The sequence below is a fragment of the Fictibacillus sp. 18YEL24 genome (assembly GCF_015903855.1).
GTDB classification, from domain to species: Bacteria; Bacillota; Bacilli; order Bacillales; family Fictibacillaceae; genus Fictibacillus; species Fictibacillus phosphorivorans_C.
Genome location: NZ_JACZDT010000001.1, coordinates 66,211 through 81,502 on the forward strand (window position 1 = coordinate 66,211; position 15,292 = coordinate 81,502).

Genomic DNA, 15,292 nt, shown 5'->3' on the forward strand with positions numbered 1-15,292 from the left:
ATGGTTGATTTAGTGGCTTTCCCTGCTTTTTTATTAATCCTAACTAGAGTATCGGCATTTTTCTTAACAATTCCTGTGTTTTCCAATAAAAATTTACCAGTGATGCATAAAATCGGATTATCGTTATTCTTATCTTGGATCATGTTGTACGCTGTTGACCCAAAACCAATTCCATTGGATGCTACTTTTTTTCTATTAATCATTAAAGAAGCGATGGTCGGACTAACGATCGGATTTATTGCAGCGATCGTTTTCTACGCGATTCAAGTTGCCGGCGGATTTATTGATCTACAGATGGGTTTTGCGATCGCGAACGTGTTCGATCCGCAAACAGGCATCCAGACACCATTGATGGGGAGATATCTGTATACGTTTGCCATTCTTTTCTTGCTAGCAACAGATGCGCATCACATGTTACTTGATGGAATCTTTTATAGTTATCAATTTTTACCCATTGATTCGGCCATATCGAATTTTGGAGATGGCGGGGTCATGAAGTTTGTACTAAGTGTGTTCTCAGGTATGTTCTTAGTCGCTCTTCAGATGGCGATCCCTATCGTTGGCACGTTGTTTTTAGCCGACCTTGCACTTGGGATCGTAGCCAGAACCGTACCGCAGATGAACATCTTTGTTATCGGTCTGCCGGTGAAGATCTTAATTGCTCTCGTATTGTTTTTAGTAGTAATGCCCGCATTCTTTGTATCTGTTCAGATGCTGGTCGATCAGATGCGTGACAGCATGATTAACTTAATGGAATTGTTAGGGGCTTAAGTCGATGAGATATCCGGTCAATCTACAATACTTTTCAGGAGAAAAGACGGAAAAAGCAACACCGAAAAAAAGGCAGGAAAGCAGAAAAAAGGGACAAGTAGCCAAAAGTGCTGACATCAATGCTGCACTAGTGTTGTTTGCATCCGTTATGTTTCTATCCTTTATGGGGAGTTGGATGGGGCAAAGATTGCTTCACCTCTTCGCCTATAGTCTAGATAAAAAACTGCTTTATAACGTGACGGAATCTAGTATTCCTAAGTTGTTTTGGGAACTTTCGCTTGAAGTTGCAATTATCATAGCTCCCGTAATGATCGCCGCTATGATTGCCGGTGTCTTAGGGAACTATTTGCAGGTAGGGTTTTTATTATCAACAGAAGCGATTCAGATGAAGCTTGAACGGATCAATCCGTTATCTGGATTTAAACGAATCTACTCGGTACGTGCTTTAGTAGAACTATCAAAATCGATGCTTAAGATTCTACTAATCGGTGGTGTGACTTTTTTTATTCTTTGGAGTGAGCGAGATATTTATTTAAGAATGAGCTTAGTGAGTATTGAATCGTCACTTCCTGTATTCGGAGGACTTGCGGTCAAGATGGGCTTTGCCGCTTCACTCGTTTTACTTTTTCTTGCGTTTCTCGACTATATGTACCAAAAATACGATTTTGAAAAAAATATCAGGATGTCTAAACAAGATATCAAAGACGAATACAAAAAATCTGAGGGTGATCCTAAGATTAAAGGGAAGATCAAGGAAAAACAAAGACAGATGGCTATGAGGCGAATGATGCAAGAAGTACCAAAGGCAGATGTGATCATCACAAACCCTACACATTACGCGATCTGCTTAAAGTATGACGATAATAGCATGGATGCTCCAGTAGTTGTAGCAAAAGGAGTAGATCTGATCGCTCAACGCATCAAAGAGATTGCAAAAGACCATAACGTAGCGGTTGTAGAAAACAAACCTCTAGCAAGAACGCTTTACGCTCGTGTTGAGATTGGGCATGTGATTCCTGAAGATTTATTTAAAGCTGTAGCTGAAATTTTAGCCTTTGTATACCGTGTAAAGAAAAAAGCGTAAGGAATGAATAGGAGAGTTTACAGATGAAAGCTAGAGACATGAGTGTTTTAGCAGGCGTTATTCTCATTATCGCCATGCTCGTCATACCAATGCCAACTTTTATGTTGGACTTCTTAATCATTACGAATATATCTCTGGCACTTTTAATCATATTGATTGCCATGAACACAACACAGCCTCTCCAATTTTCTATATTTCCGTCATTGTTATTGTTAGTGACGCTTTTTAGACTAGGGCTAAACGTTTCGACAACGAGAAGCATCCTTTCAACAGGAGATGCTGGAAACGTTGTACATACTTTCGGTGAATTTGTAGTAGGTGGAAATATTCTTGTTGGTATCGTGGTATTTTTTATTCTAATTATTATTCAATTTATCGTAATTACGAAAGGATCTGAACGTGTATCAGAAGTTGCTGCAAGGTTTACACTTGATGCGATGCCTGGTAAGCAGATGAGTATTGATGCTGATCTGAACGCTGGCATGATTTCAGATCGGGAAGCGAAAGAAAGACGTGAAACGATTGAACGAGAAGCAGATTTTTACGGAGCGATGGATGGAGCAAGTAAATTTGTTAAAGGTGATGCAATAGCTGGTATCATCATCGTTTTGATCAATATGTTGTTCGGAATCATCATCGGAATGCTTCAGATGGGTCTTAGCTTTGGTGAGAGTGCAGAATTGTTTACAAGAATGACGGTTGGTGATGGATTAGTATCACAGATTCCTGCGCTGATCATATCGACAGCGACAGGTATTATCGTGACGCGTGCGGCTTCAGAAGGAAACTTAGGGTTTGATATCAGCAAACAATTGCTTGCTTACCCTGTCATGCTTTTTGTAGCTGGAGGAACCATCATCATGCTGGGGTTGTTCACACCGATCAATGACTTTTTTACACTTACGATCGGCGGAATCTTAGCTATCGGCGGTTATCTTTTATTAAAAGCTGAGCGTGAGCAAAAAGAAAAAGAAGAAGTGGTAGAAGAAGACATTCAAACTGAACAGTTGAAAAGTCCTGAATCTGTTGTGAATCTGCTGCAGATCGACCCGATCGAATTTGAATTCGGCTACAGTCTCATTCCGTTAGCTGATACTTCGCAAGGCGGTGACCTTTTGGATAGGATCGTAATGATCAGAAGGCAGCTTGCTCTAGAGCTTGGAATGATCGTACCGGTCGTTCGGATTCGAGACAACATCCAGCTTCAGCCGAATGAATACAGAATTAAAATAAAAGGCAGTCAAGTCGCAAAAGGTGAGTTGCTGTTGGATCATTATTTAGCGATGAGTCCAGGAATTGATGATGAAGAGGTACAAGGTATCGAAACGATGGAACCAGCATTTGGTCTGCCGGCCATCTGGATCGGTGAAGAGATGAAAGAACGAGCTGAATACTCAGGATACACGGTCGTAGATCCCCCTTCAGTCGTCTCAACACATTTAACAGAAGTGATAAAGAAACATGCACACGAACTGATCGGCAGACAAGAAACAAAACAACTTGTAGAGCACCTAAAAGAATCGTATCCAGCCATTGTCGAAGAAGTAACGCCAGATGCCCTTACGATCGGTGAAGTTCAAAAGGTATTATCCAAACTTTTACGAGAGCGAATCTCGATTCGAAACTTAGCGGTAATCTTTGAAACGTTAGCTGATTTTGCAAAGATGACAAAGGATACAGATCTATTAACAGAGTATGTAAGACAAGGTTTGTCTCGACAGATATCAAAAACCTATACGAATGAAAATGAACCGCTGCATGTTATCACACTTGGCGGATCGGTAGAAAAGAAGATAGCTGATGCTGTTCAGCAAACAGAACATGGCAATTACCTTTCTTTAGATCCAGAAGATTCTCAAGTTATCTTTGACAGCATTACATCTGAACTTGAATCAGGACGACGCTTTGACCAATCCGTTGTTCTCTTATGTTCACCAGCTGTAAGGATGTACGTAAGGCAACTCATTGAGCGTTATCTTCCGGATGTAGCGGTTCTATCATACAACGAATTGGAACCTGAGCTAGAAGTGAAAAGTGTAGGGATGGTGAACATCTGATGAAAGTGAAGAAGTATACAGCACAGAACTTGCCAGAAGCTATGAAATTAGTAAGAGCAGATCTTGGCAGCGGTGCAGTCATATTAAATACTAGAGAGGTTCAAGTTGGAGGTTTCTTCGGATTCTTTACAAAGAAAAATGTTGAGATTTTCGCAGGATTGGATCAAGACATAGATTATCATCAAACGAAGAATCATAACAAAAATATTGTGAAACAACAGCAACCTGAGTATCAAGAAGAGGAATTGACGAAGGAGATTCGTCAGCTGAAGAAGATGGTTCACACGTTGACCGTACAATCCAAGATTCCAGAAGATACAGCACCATTTGTTAAAGAATGGGAAACGTTTCTTTGCAATCAAGAAGTTGACTCAGCAATACTAGAAGAAATTATTCCATCTTTATCCACTAAATACGAAAGTCTAGATGAAATGGAAAGAGTCAGTTATGACTGGAATGCGTGGATCAGCAGCTTTTTAAGTGCAAGAATGGCTAAAAGTGAGTTTGGTGGCTTTCATTATGAAACGAAATTCTTAAACTTGATTGGACCTACTGGTGTTGGTAAAACAACGACAATAGCCAAGATTGGAGCAAAAGCGGTTTTAAAAGATGGAAAGAAAGTAGCGTTTATTACGACCGATACATATCGGATCGCTGCTATCGACCAACTAAAAACGTACGCTGAGATTTTAAACATTCCATGTGAGGTCGCTTATACAGCGGATGATTTTAAGAGAGCTAAAGAAAAGTTTGAAGATTATGATCTAGTTCTCGTAGACTCTGCAGGCAGAAATTTTTTAAATCGTTTTTATATCGAAGAGCTTCAACGTATCATCCATTTTGATAAGGATATGAAAAACTATCTTGTCCTTTCATTAACTTCAAAATATCGCGATATGGAAACCATCTATAGTCAGTTTAAGAGTTTACCTGTTCATAAAGTAATCTTTACGAAGAAAGATGAAACAAAGACGTACGGCTCACTACTTAATCTTGCAATCCTAAACAATGTACCGATCGGCTATGTAACTAACGGCCAGAACGTCCCTGATGATATGTTTGAGGCTGAAGCGGATGAACTTATTCAGATGCTGTTAAAGGAAAAGACACATCATGCTTGATCAAGCGAATAGTCTTCGAAAACAATTAGTCTCTGTTTCGGCAAACAGTGCGCGAGTAATCTCTGTAGTCAGTGGTAAAGGCGGCGTCGGTAAAACGAACGTCACGGTGAATCTTGGCCTTTCGCTGGTTAAAATGGGAAAGCGGGTTTTAGTACTAGATCTTGATATAGGTATGGGAAATGTAGATTTGATTCTTGGAAGAAGATCTCACAGACATTTGATGGATATGCTTCAGAACCAATTGTCTTTATGGGAGATCATCGAAGAGGGTAAAGATGGACTTCATACGATTGCTGGTGGTAGGAATTTCGGTTCTCTTACAAGCATAACGGATGAGATGTTAGTACATTTTATGAATCAACTAGAAGAATTAGAGAGATTTTATGATTTTATCTTTCTAGATATGGGTGCAGGTGCAACAGAAACGGCTTTAAAGTTTGTGCTTGCAAGCCATGAGGTATTGGTGATAGCTACACCTGAGATCACATCACTAACAGATGCCTATTCTATGATGAAATTCATTTATATGAAAGATAAAGAACTTCCCTTCTATTTAGTTATCAACCGATATGAAAATCAAAGAGAAGGAAGAGATACGGTTGAAAAGTTAAGCCATGTTTGTAAACAGTTCTTACAAAAAGAGCTGATTTGTTTAGGACAGATACCGATGGATCAAGATGTATGGCATGCTGTAAAAAAACAAATTCCCTTCTCTATTCATAAGCCATCCTCATTAGCTTCCAAAGCTGTCTATCAGTTAGCGGAAACGTATGTTGGTACGGTAAAACAGCAAGAAGTATCTTATAAGTCTTTCATCGGCAAGTTGAAGTCATTTTTCAGAGAAAGGTAGATGCTGCATGAAACAGATCAGAGTACTAATTGTAGATGATTCTGCCTTTATGAGGAAGCTGATCAAAGAGTTCTTAAGTGAAGATCCTAGAATTATGGTGATCGATACAGCTAGAAACGGACAGGAAGCAATTGATAAAACAATAAAATTAAAACCAGACGTTATCACGATGGATGTTGAAATGCCCGTTTTAAATGGCATTGATGCTGCAAGAACGATCATGAACAGCTCCCCTGTTCCGATCATCATGTTATCGAGCACAACAAAAGTCGGTGCAGAAAATACGATTCTAGCTATGGAAGCAGGAGCTATTGATTTTATCGCTAAGCCATCTGGCGCAATATCCCTAGATTTACATAAAGTAAAAAATAGTTTAATAGAAAAAGTAATAACGTCTTCAAAAGCAAATATCACAGCAAAAAAAGCACCGTCACCATATAAACTTGAAAAAAATGTACAGAAGAGAATTCTAAAGAGAGAATACAAAGACAAGCTGGTCTTGATCGGTACATCCACTGGCGGTCCAAGAGCATTACAACAAGTGATCACAAAGCTTCCGACGGACTTAGATGCACCTGTTGTTGTCGTACAACATATGCCCGCAGGGTTTACGAGATCGTTAGCAGATCGATTGAATTCATTATCGAACGTTTCTGTAAAAGAGGCGGAGGACCATGAGCTGTTACAAAAAGGTTATGTTTACATCGCACCGGGTGGTTTTCATGTACGACTTTACGAGAAAATGGAGCGCTTGTACGTTTCGTTACATAAAGATGATCCTGTAGGAGGACATCGACCAGCAGTAAACGTACTGTTCAGTTCTGCAAGCAAACTTAAAGACTACCAAAAGATCGCTGTTATCATGACGGGTATGGGCTCTGATGGCACCGAAGGGATCGTAGATTTAAAAGAAGCGGGTTCAACTGTAGTTATTGCAGAAGCAGAAGAGTCTTGCGTTGTTTATGGAATGCCAAAGACCGCGGTTCTTACGAAAAAAGTAGATGAAATTGTTCATTTAGAGTCAATTGGATCAGCAATTTTGAACCATTTGTAAAATAGGAGGAATCATACGATGGAAATGACACAATATCTCGACATATTCATTGAAGAAAGCAAAGAGCATTTACAGTCTATTAATCAACAAGTACTTCTGCTGGAAAAAACACCAGGTGAACTTTCAATTGTCAATGAGATTTTCCGTTCTGCTCATACATTAAAAGGAATGTCGGCTACGATGGGTTATGAAGATCTAGCTAACCTTACTCATTGTATGGAAAATGTTCTAGATGCGATTCGCAACAACAAATTAGACGTTTCATCTTCTGTTCTAGATGTACTCTTCGCTTCACTTGATCACTTAGAAGCGATGGTAGTTGAAATTTCAGAAGGCGGCAGCGGAAAACGTGATGTTGCTGAGACAGTGAAAGAGTTAGAGGCACTTGAAAAGGGAGAAGTTCCACGATCGATGCAAGTTGAAGCGAACAATGAAGCCGGTTCATTGCAAGATTATGATCAATATGAAAAACAGATCATCATTCAATCAAAAGAACAAGGATTTCATGCATACGAATTATCGATCTCATTAAGAGAAGACTGTATTTTAAAAGCAGCCAGAGTATATATGGTGTTTGAAGTGATCGAACAGATCGGTGAGATCATTAAGACGTTACCAGCGGTAGATATGCTAGAAACAGAACAATTTGGAACACATTTTACTCTTTCCATCCTTACGAAAGAATCCGCCGGAAACGTTAAAGAACGTATCTTAAAAGTTTCTGAGGTTGATGCAGTAGAAGTGATTGATATTAAGGCAGATCAACTTAACATATCGTCTAATCCCGAGAGGGAAGAGAATGACAAATTAGAGCAACTAGAAGTATCACCGCAAGATAAAAAGAGTGAAGTACAGCAAACTTCAAATGCTGGTAGCAGCGGGAAAACTATTCGTGTCAATATCGAGAGGCTTGATCAGCTCATGAACTTGTTTGAAGAACTTGTCATTGACCGTGGTCGGCTAGAAGAGATTTCAAAATCATTAAAAAGTATGGAACTGAATGAGACTGTTGAACGAATGTCTCGTGTGTCAGGAGATCTGCAAAACATCATCCTGACGATGAGAATGGTTCCAGTAGAGCAAGTCTTCAATCGGTTTCCAAGAATGATCAGAGGATTAGCAAAAGATCTTGGTAAAAAAGTTAACCTCGAGATCGTAGGAGCAGAAACTGAACTAGATCGAACCGTAATCGATGAGATCGGTGACCCACTTGTTCATCTACTTAGAAACTCGATTGACCATGGTATTGAAAACCCAGGTGTACGTTCTTCTAAAGGTAAAAATGAAACAGGTACCATCTATTTAAGAGCTTTTCATAGCGGAAATCACGTGTTTATTGAGATTCAAGATGATGGAGCGGGTATAAATAAACAAAAAGTATTAAGTAAAGCGATCGAAAATGGAATACTCACGAAAGAAATGTCTGAAAATTTGACCGATACGCAGTGTTTTGAATTATTGTTCGCTTCCGGCTTTTCTACAGCAGATGTTGTTTCTGACATCTCCGGACGAGGAGTAGGATTGGATGTTGTAAAAAACAAAATTGAATCTTTAGGTGGTTCTATCACTGTAGATTCAACGGAAGGTTCAGGAACGATCTTTTCCATACAGCTTCCTCTTACCCTGTCGATCATGTCTGTCATGCTCGTTGAGATCAGTCGTGAAAAATATGCGATCCCATTATCATCAATTATTGAGACAGCTATTATTAGAAAAGAAGAAATCCTTTCCGCTCATAATCAGAAAGTGATCGATTTTAGAGGTAAAGTGGTACCTCTTGTGAACATGAAAGATATTTTTGAAGTCCCTGGTTCAACTGGATCGGGTCAGCACGTTCCTGTAGTCGTAGTAAGAAAAGGAGATAAGATGGCTGCGTTAGTAGTTGATTCGTTTATCGGACAGCAAGAGATCGTCTTGAAATCACTCGGTCAGTATTTAACATCGGTATTTGCTATCTCTGGCGCAACGATTCTAGGAGATGGACAAGTAGCATTAATTCTCGATTGCAACGCACTCATTAAATAAGGTGGTTAATCATGATGAATGAAGAAAAAGTAATCATATTTCAATTAAAAGATGAAGAATATGCAGTTCCTGTTCAGCACGTGAAATCGATCGAAAGAATGCAACCGATCACAAGAATTCCAAGAACAGTATCGTTTGTAAAAGGTGTAATTAACTTAAGAGGAGTCGTTACTCCCATTATTGACTTGCGTTCTCGATTCGAGATCGAAGAAGTAAGCCATACGGATACGACTCGAATCATCATTGTGTCTGTAGGTACGATTGAAGCAGGACTCATTGTAGATGCAGCGAACGACGTAATCGATCTTGATAAAGAGTCGATCGAGCCACCTCCTGAAGTAGTGGGCGGTGTAGATGCTGAGTATATCCAAGGAGTTGCAAAGATTGAAAAGCGACTATTGATCCTGCTTGACCTCGTGAAGGTTTTGAATCCAGAAAAACTGGATGTCCAACCAACTAAGGAGAGTATCCATTAAGATGGATTTTCTGAAAATTAAGCCTATCCATCTAGATGTCTTACGTGAGATCGGTAACATTGGAGCAGGACATGCAGCGACAGCTTTGTCGACGATGTTGAACAAAGCTGTCGATATGAAAGTTCCTTCAGTGAATGTCATCTCATTTGAAGAAATATCTGAGATGGTCGGCGGAGCAGAGAACGTTGTGGCTTCCGTTTTCTTAAGAATCGTAGGGGATGCTCCCGGATGTATGTTCTTCATGCTTCCTGTCGAGCAAGCTGAGCAGCTTTTAGAAGATTTATTAGTCGGCCAAACAGTGAATTTATCGAACGGAGATGAATCTGACATTGCATTATCTGCTCTTCAGGAAGTAGGAAACATTCTATCGGGTTCATATCTGACATCATTCTCTGATTTTACAGGGCTCAATTTACAGCCGTCTGTTCCTGCAACAAGCATTGACATGGCAGGAGCGATCTTGAGTTTTGGACTGTTCGAAATATCTGCTGTAAGTGATTATGCCATTGTTATCGATACAGCTTTTACAGATATAGAAAGACAAGACGAGGTAAAAGGTCACTTTTTTCTGCTGCCTGACCCTTTATCCTTCTCAAAAATTTTTCATGCATTAGGAGTTCCGTTGGATGAGTGAAATCATAAAGGTGGGAATCGCTGATATTAACCTCGTTTCCCCTCCAAACACAATTAGAACAACAGGTCTTGGTTCATGCGTCGGCGTCATACTTTTTGATCAAGTAAAAAAAATCGCAGGGATGGCGCATATCATGCTTCCGGATTCATCACTTTCCAAAACTCCCACGTTGAATGAAGGGAAATATGCGGATACGGCGATTAAGAGTCTTTACGACATGTTGATCAAGAGTGGTGCCAACGGAAAAGGCTTAAAAGCAAAGATTGCTGGGGGCGCACAGATGTTTAAGTTTACCTCAGGAAGTGAAATGATGCGAATTGGCCCAAGAAACGTTGAACGTGTAAAAGAAGAGCTATCAGCTCTAAAGATTCCATTATTAGCAAGCGATGTGGGAGGTTCTAGTGGAAGGACGATCGAGTTCAACCCTGAGAACACTTTATTAACGATTAAAACGGTTAATGCAGGAACAAAAGTAATCTAAATAAAAACAAAAAAACGAGGAGGATTACCATGACGGAGCCATCTTTATTAGAAGAACAATCTTGCTGGGAAAAGTGGAACACGAGTCGTGATCGAGAAGCAGGTGACGAGCTGATGCGTGCGTATTTACCACTTGTCAATTATCACGTACAACGTATATCGGTTGGTTTGCCTAAAAGTGTTAACAAAGATGAACTCCGATCCCTCGGTATGCTAGGGTTATATGATGCTCTGAAAAAGTTTGAGCCTGAAAGAGACCTGAAGTTTGATACTTACGCTTCATTTCGGATTCGTGGTGCGATTTTAGACGGCTTACGAAGAGAAGACTGGCTTCCAAGAAGTTTAAGAGAAAAAACAAAAAAAGTTGAAGCTGCCATCGAAAGGTTAGAACAAGAAAATCTTCGTTCTGTTAGCTCAAAAGAAGTTGCAGATGAACTAGGATACTCAGAAAATGAAGTAACAACCGTTATGTCTGAAAGCTTTCTTGCTAACGTTTTATCGATTGATGAAGAGAACAAAGAAACAGAAAGTCGTGAAAAAGTTAGTTACACGATTGAAGATAAAAAAGCGATCACACCTGAAAATAGCTTGCTGCAAGAAGAACTTCATGGTGAGCTCGCATTAGTGATCAAGGAATTGTCTGAGAAAGAGCAGCTTGTAGTGAGTTTGTTCTACTTTGAGGAATTAACATTAACTGAAATCGGACAAGTACTCGGTCTATCTACATCCAGAATATCTCAAATACACTCAAAAGCACTCTTTAGAATCCGACAGGTTCTACAACGATATATGTAAGGAGTAGGGATATGGATCAATGGTTTCATATTAAATTGGAAAATCGTGAAACAGAGGCTCTTTTACTAAAAAAAGGAGTTGAAATCCCATCAGGTGAAGTCACGTTTCCTAGACTTTTGGCTTGGATCGAATCGAAAGGTATCCGACATGGAATTCGAAACGAAGTATTGAGTCTAGTCGCTGAAAATCTAGAGAGTTTTGTATTTCCAGCTGAGATAGCAAACGGGAAACTCCCGAGAGATGGAGAGTCTGCAAGACTTATACCATCTCTCACAAACGAGAAGAAAATTGATACAGACGAAAATGTGAAGCTTGATTTTAAACGTCTTTTTACAATTCCTACAGCTGAGTTCGGAGAAATCGTAGCAAGAAAACAAAACGCTACTGAAGGCATACCAGGAATAAGTGTTTTTGGAAAAGTGATACCTGCAAAAAAAGGTAAAGATATGGCAGTTAAAAATGGTGAGAATACTGTATATAACGAAAGTGAGCAATGTGTCTATGCATCAGCGAGTGGAGAAGTAACGTTCCAAAATAATCGTGTAAATATCTATCCCGTTTATCGAGTAGGTGGTGATGTTTCCTTAAAGACCGGTCATATTGATTTTGTTGGAAATGTACATATAACCGGGGACATACCCTCAGGATTTAAAATATCTGCTAAAGGCGATGTTCGAGTAGAAGGCGTCGTGGAAGCAGCAGATATTATTTCTGACGGAAGTGTTATTATCGGAGGCGGTGTTTTAGGTCAAGGAAAAGGAACAGTTCGTTGTGGTGGAGACTTCACTTCCCTTTATATCAGTCAAGGAAATGTATACGCAAAAGGAACCATAAGAGTAGAACAAACGATTCTTCACAGTTATTGTGAGGCGGGATCAACCATTACATGTACGAGTGGGAAAGGAAATATATCCGGTGGCACCTGTATTGCAGGAAAAGGAATCTCAGCGAATAACATAGGTAACGAAACGAACTCCAAAACGTTATTATACATAAAGACTAATGATAGAATGGAAAAAGAAATCATACATCATGAACAAAAAATTCTTGAACTAGAAAAGAATCTAGAGAAATTAAATCATTTAAAGATCGTGTTAATTCAAAAAAATACAGAGCAACAAACGATAAATAGAATTGTAAACACGATTTCTCAATCGCAACAAGAGATTTCAGCCCATCGAACGGAGATCGAAAAATATAAAAATTCATTACAGTCTTCAATAAATATTAACGGCACACTTCATCCCAATGTTGAGATCTCGATCGGAAAATACAAACGTAAAATTCAATCTTCATATATTGCTGCGAAAGTTTTCATAGAAGAGAAGGAAATTGTTGTTCACACTCTATAAGAATTGGATGTGATGCTGTGAGCCTTAAATTAATCGAGCTTCAGGTTGCGATTCCAAGAACACTTGATGCTTCAAAAGCAAGTATTGATGTAATGAATAGAGGACTTCTTCAACAACAGCAGACTTCAGAAGAAATACGAAAAAAAGACAAGTTAGAAGCAGAACGGGTCAATCAAAAAGAAGCTACTGAATCAAGTTTGTTTCATACAAATAATCAGCATCAGCAAGAAAAGACGAGTTCAAAGAGTTCGAGTCATCCTTATAAAGGAAGTAAAATCGATTATTCAGGTTAGGATGAGTGCAATGTACGCTTTAATTTTCATAAGTATTTTGCTAAACATAGTATGTTTATATTTAATTTTTAATTTGTCCAATAAATTTCAAAAACAAAGTAACTCACATGATTCTAAAACAAGTGAAGAAGTAGAAGAGCTTCTTGAGCTATTTACAGAAGAAATGAAGATAGAAAATGAACGCCTGCATGAAATGATTCTAAAATTCACTCAGAAGAATCATCAGCAAAAAGATCTGGATGAGAGCACAATTATAGAATCAGAAGAGACCGTGACAGACCTGAAAGAGTCTGACGATAAACATTTTTCTAAAGAGACAAACGAAGTATTAACATTAGCTCAAAAAGGTTATAATGCTGAAGAAATTGCAAAAATGCTGCACCGAGGAAAAGGAGAAGTAGAGTTGCTTTTAAAATTTTATCGATAACAAGCAAAAAGACTTGCAGAAATTGCACGAAACATGTTATATTATTTCTCGGTGTTAATCACACACGTTTGCGGATTTGAGCAATGTGGTGCTGACTAAGTCAGTTATTGCTCAAAGGTGAAACAAACGGAGGTAAACAAACCTAGGAGGTGCCATTATGGCAGTAATTTCAATGAAACAATTGTTAGAAGCTGGTGTACACTTTGGTCATCAGACTCGCCGTTGGAATCCGAAAATGTCTCGTTACATTTTCACAGAAAGAAACGGTATCTACATTATCGATCTTCAAAAGACGGTAAAGAAAGTTGAAGAATGCTACAATGTTATGCGTAACATCGCAGCTGACGGCGGAAAGATCCTTTTCGTTGGAACTAAGAAACAAGCTCAAGATTCAGTTAAGGAAGAAGCTGAACGTTCTGACATGTACTACATCAACCAACGTTGGTTAGGTGGAACATTAACAAACTTCGGTACTATCCGCAAGCGTATCAACCGCTTAAAAGATCTTGAAAAAATGCAAGAAGACGGTACTTTTGAAGTTCTTCCTAAGAAAGAAGTTATTCTTCTTAAGAAGGAAATGGAGCGTCTTGAAAAGTTCCTAGGCGGAATCAAAGACATGAACAAGCTTCCTGACGCATTATTCGTAGTTGACCCTCGTAAAGAGCGCATCGCGATTGCAGAAGCTCGTAAATTGAACATCCCGATCATCGCTATCGTTGATACGAACTGTGATCCGGACGAAGTTGATCACGTTATCCCTGGTAACGATGATGCAATTCGTGCAGTTAAACTTCTTACTGGTAAGATGGCAGATGCTATCATCGAAGCTAACCAAGGCGGAGAAGAAGTAGCTGAAGCAGCTGAAGAAGAAACTACTGCTTAATTAAATGGAATGCTCAAGGGTGGTAGAGGGGATGACCCTTTATCACCCTTTTTATGTAAAAGCACAACTAGCACTACATATCCCATAAGGAGGCAAAAACACATGGCTATTACAGCACAAATGGTAAAAGAATTGCGTGAGAAAACTGGCGCAGGAATGATGGATTGTAAGAAAGCATTAACTGAAACAGATGGTAACATGGAGGCGGCAATCGACTACCTTCGTGAAAAAGGGATCGCGAAAGCTGCTAAGAAAGCTGACCGTATCGCAGCAGAAGGATTAACTTCTGTAATCGTTGACGGAAACAAAGCAGTTATCCTTGAAGTAAACTCTGAAACAGATTTCGTTGCGAAAAACGAAAACTTCAAAAACTTAATCGCTGAGTTAGGTAACCACTTGTTGGCTACAGAGCCTGCTTCAGTAGAAGATGCATTAGCTTCTGACTTTAACGGAACTTCAGTAAATGACTACATCAACGCAGCAATCGCTAAAATCGGCGAAAAGCTTACACTTCGTCGCTTCGAAATCTTGAAAAAAGACGAGAACGCAGCATTCGGCGCTTACCTTCACATGGGTGGTCGTATCGGAGTTCTTTCAGTTGTTGAAGGAACGACAGAAGAAGAAGTTGCGAAAGACGTTTCTATGCACGTTGCAGCTGTAAACCCTAAATACATCTCTCGTGACGAAGTTAGTGAAGAAGAAGTTTCACGTGAGCGTAAAGTATTAACTGAACAAGCACTTAACGAAGGAAAGCCTGAAAACATCGTAGCTAAAATGGTAGAAGGACGTCTTGGTAAATACTTCGAAGATATTTGCTTGAACGACCAATCTTTCATTAAAGATCCAGATCAAAAAGTTGGTAAATATGTAGCTTCCAAAGGTGCTACTGTTAAAGCCTTCATTCGCTTTGAAGTTGGAGAAGGTCTTGAGAAGCGTGAAGACAACTTCGCTGAAGAAGTAATGTCTCAAGTTAAAAAGTAAGCACAGTTA

At 39.3% G+C, this 15,292-nt stretch carries 16 protein-coding genes; all 16 read left to right on the forward strand.

From position 1 onward, the window contains the following. The 16 genes from fliR (at position 1) to tsf (ending at position 15,283) form a co-directional block, all read left to right on the forward strand. The gene (fliR, locus tag HU823_RS00375) at positions 1 to 771 is read left to right on the forward strand and encodes a flagellar biosynthetic protein FliR (RefSeq protein ID WP_144700757.1); all 771 of its coding nucleotides are present in this window, start codon (positions 1 to 3) and stop codon (positions 769 to 771) included. Between the two features lie 4 nt (positions 772 to 775). Then, the gene (gene flhB / locus HU823_RS00380) at positions 776 to 1,855 is read left to right on the forward strand and encodes a flagellar biosynthesis protein FlhB (protein ID WP_144700755.1); all 1,080 of its coding nucleotides are present in this window, start codon (positions 776 to 778) and stop codon (positions 1,853 to 1,855) included. Between the two features lie 23 nt (positions 1,856 to 1,878). Next, on the forward strand, positions 1,879 to 3,912 hold the full coding sequence (gene flhA, locus HU823_RS00385; RefSeq protein WP_197220783.1) for a flagellar biosynthesis protein FlhA: 2,034 nt from the start codon (positions 1,879 to 1,881) through the stop codon (positions 3,910 to 3,912). Continuing rightward, entirely contained in the window at positions 3,912 to 5,033 is a 1,122-nt protein-coding gene (gene flhF, locus HU823_RS00390) for a flagellar biosynthesis protein FlhF (RefSeq protein WP_144700751.1), read from the forward strand. The genes flhA and flhF overlap by 1 nt, the downstream gene beginning before the upstream one ends. Then, positions 5,026 to 5,883 (forward strand): MinD/ParA family protein, encoded by an 858-nt coding sequence (locus tag HU823_RS00395; RefSeq protein ID WP_197220784.1) that lies wholly within the window; start codon positions 5,026 to 5,028, stop codon positions 5,881 to 5,883. The genes flhF and HU823_RS00395 overlap by 8 nt, the downstream gene beginning before the upstream one ends. A 7-nt stretch (positions 5,884 to 5,890) precedes the next feature. Further along, positions 5,891 to 6,937 carry a protein-glutamate methylesterase/protein-glutamine glutaminase gene (locus tag HU823_RS00400; protein ID WP_144700747.1) on the forward strand — a complete coding sequence of 349 codons (1,047 nt, stop codon included), beginning with the start codon at positions 5,891 to 5,893 and terminating at the stop codon, positions 6,935 to 6,937. 18 nt (positions 6,938 to 6,955) lie between these two features. After that, positions 6,956 to 8,962, forward strand: a complete 2,007-nt coding sequence (locus HU823_RS00405) for a chemotaxis protein CheA (RefSeq protein WP_197220785.1) — start codon at positions 6,956 to 6,958, stop codon at positions 8,960 to 8,962. An 11-nt stretch (positions 8,963 to 8,973) separates the two neighbouring features. Further along, entirely contained in the window at positions 8,974 to 9,438 is a 465-nt protein-coding gene (locus HU823_RS00410) for a chemotaxis protein CheW (protein WP_370629964.1), read from the forward strand. A 1-nt stretch (position 9,439) separates the two neighbouring features. Beyond that, entirely contained in the window at positions 9,440 to 10,072 is a 633-nt protein-coding gene (locus HU823_RS00415; protein WP_144700743.1) for a chemotaxis protein CheC, read from the forward strand. After that, positions 10,065 to 10,553: a chemotaxis protein CheD gene (locus HU823_RS00420; protein WP_144700742.1), complete on the forward strand. Its 489-nt coding sequence runs from the start codon at positions 10,065 to 10,067 to the stop codon at positions 10,551 to 10,553. The genes HU823_RS00415 and HU823_RS00420 overlap by 8 nt, the downstream gene beginning before the upstream one ends. A gap of 29 nt (positions 10,554 to 10,582) precedes the next feature. Beyond that, positions 10,583 to 11,347 carry a FliA/WhiG family RNA polymerase sigma factor gene (locus tag HU823_RS00425; protein WP_197220786.1) on the forward strand — a complete coding sequence of 255 codons (765 nt, stop codon included), beginning with the start codon at positions 10,583 to 10,585 and terminating at the stop codon, positions 11,345 to 11,347. Positions 11,348 to 11,358: 11 nt separating this feature from the next. Further along, the gene (locus HU823_RS00430; protein WP_197220787.1) at positions 11,359 to 12,699 is read left to right on the forward strand and encodes a DUF342 domain-containing protein; all 1,341 of its coding nucleotides are present in this window, start codon (positions 11,359 to 11,361) and stop codon (positions 12,697 to 12,699) included. A gap of 17 nt (positions 12,700 to 12,716) precedes the next feature. Further along, positions 12,717 to 12,992, forward strand: a complete 276-nt coding sequence (locus tag HU823_RS00435) for a hypothetical protein (protein WP_197220788.1) — start codon at positions 12,717 to 12,719, stop codon at positions 12,990 to 12,992. A gap of 10 nt (positions 12,993 to 13,002) precedes the next feature. Continuing rightward, positions 13,003 to 13,419, forward strand: a complete 417-nt coding sequence (locus tag HU823_RS00440) for a DUF6115 domain-containing protein (protein WP_197220789.1) — start codon at positions 13,003 to 13,005, stop codon at positions 13,417 to 13,419. A gap of 157 nt (positions 13,420 to 13,576) precedes the next feature. Then, positions 13,577 to 14,302 carry a 30S ribosomal protein S2 gene (gene rpsB, locus HU823_RS00445; RefSeq protein ID WP_144700734.1) on the forward strand — a complete coding sequence of 242 codons (726 nt, stop codon included), beginning with the start codon at positions 13,577 to 13,579 and terminating at the stop codon, positions 14,300 to 14,302. Positions 14,303 to 14,404: 102 nt separating this feature from the next. After that, complete coding sequence (gene tsf, locus HU823_RS00450) at positions 14,405 to 15,283, forward strand: translation elongation factor Ts (protein ID WP_144700732.1); 879 nt, start codon at positions 14,405 to 14,407, stop codon at positions 15,281 to 15,283. Positions 15,284 to 15,292 lie beyond the last annotated feature (9 nt).

Coding starts and splice junctions, on each gene's coding strand:
- fliR (WP_144700757.1), top strand. CDS start 1: ATGGTTGATTTAGTGGCTTTCCCTGCTTTTTTATTAATCCTAACTAGA.
- flhB (WP_144700755.1), top strand. CDS start 776: ATGAGATATCCGGTCAATCTACAATACTTTTCAGGAGAAAAGACGGAA.
- flhA (WP_197220783.1), top strand. CDS start 1,879: ATGAAAGCTAGAGACATGAGTGTTTTAGCAGGCGTTATTCTCATTATC.
- flhF (WP_144700751.1), top strand. CDS start 3,912: ATGAAAGTGAAGAAGTATACAGCACAGAACTTGCCAGAAGCTATGAAA.
- HU823_RS00395 (WP_197220784.1), top strand. CDS start 5,026: ATGCTTGATCAAGCGAATAGTCTTCGAAAACAATTAGTCTCTGTTTCG.
- HU823_RS00400 (WP_144700747.1), top strand. CDS start 5,891: ATGAAACAGATCAGAGTACTAATTGTAGATGATTCTGCCTTTATGAGG.
- HU823_RS00405 (WP_197220785.1), top strand. CDS start 6,956: ATGGAAATGACACAATATCTCGACATATTCATTGAAGAAAGCAAAGAG.
- HU823_RS00410 (WP_370629964.1), top strand. CDS start 8,974: ATGATGAATGAAGAAAAAGTAATCATATTTCAATTAAAAGATGAAGAA.
- HU823_RS00415 (WP_144700743.1), top strand. CDS start 9,440: ATGGATTTTCTGAAAATTAAGCCTATCCATCTAGATGTCTTACGTGAG.
- HU823_RS00420 (WP_144700742.1), top strand. CDS start 10,065: ATGAGTGAAATCATAAAGGTGGGAATCGCTGATATTAACCTCGTTTCC.
- HU823_RS00425 (WP_197220786.1), top strand. CDS start 10,583: ATGACGGAGCCATCTTTATTAGAAGAACAATCTTGCTGGGAAAAGTGG.
- HU823_RS00430 (WP_197220787.1), top strand. CDS start 11,359: ATGGATCAATGGTTTCATATTAAATTGGAAAATCGTGAAACAGAGGCT.
- HU823_RS00440 (WP_197220789.1), top strand. CDS start 13,003: ATGTACGCTTTAATTTTCATAAGTATTTTGCTAAACATAGTATGTTTA.
- rpsB (WP_144700734.1), top strand. CDS start 13,577: ATGGCAGTAATTTCAATGAAACAATTGTTAGAAGCTGGTGTACACTTT.
- tsf (WP_144700732.1), top strand. CDS start 14,405: ATGGCTATTACAGCACAAATGGTAAAAGAATTGCGTGAGAAAACTGGC.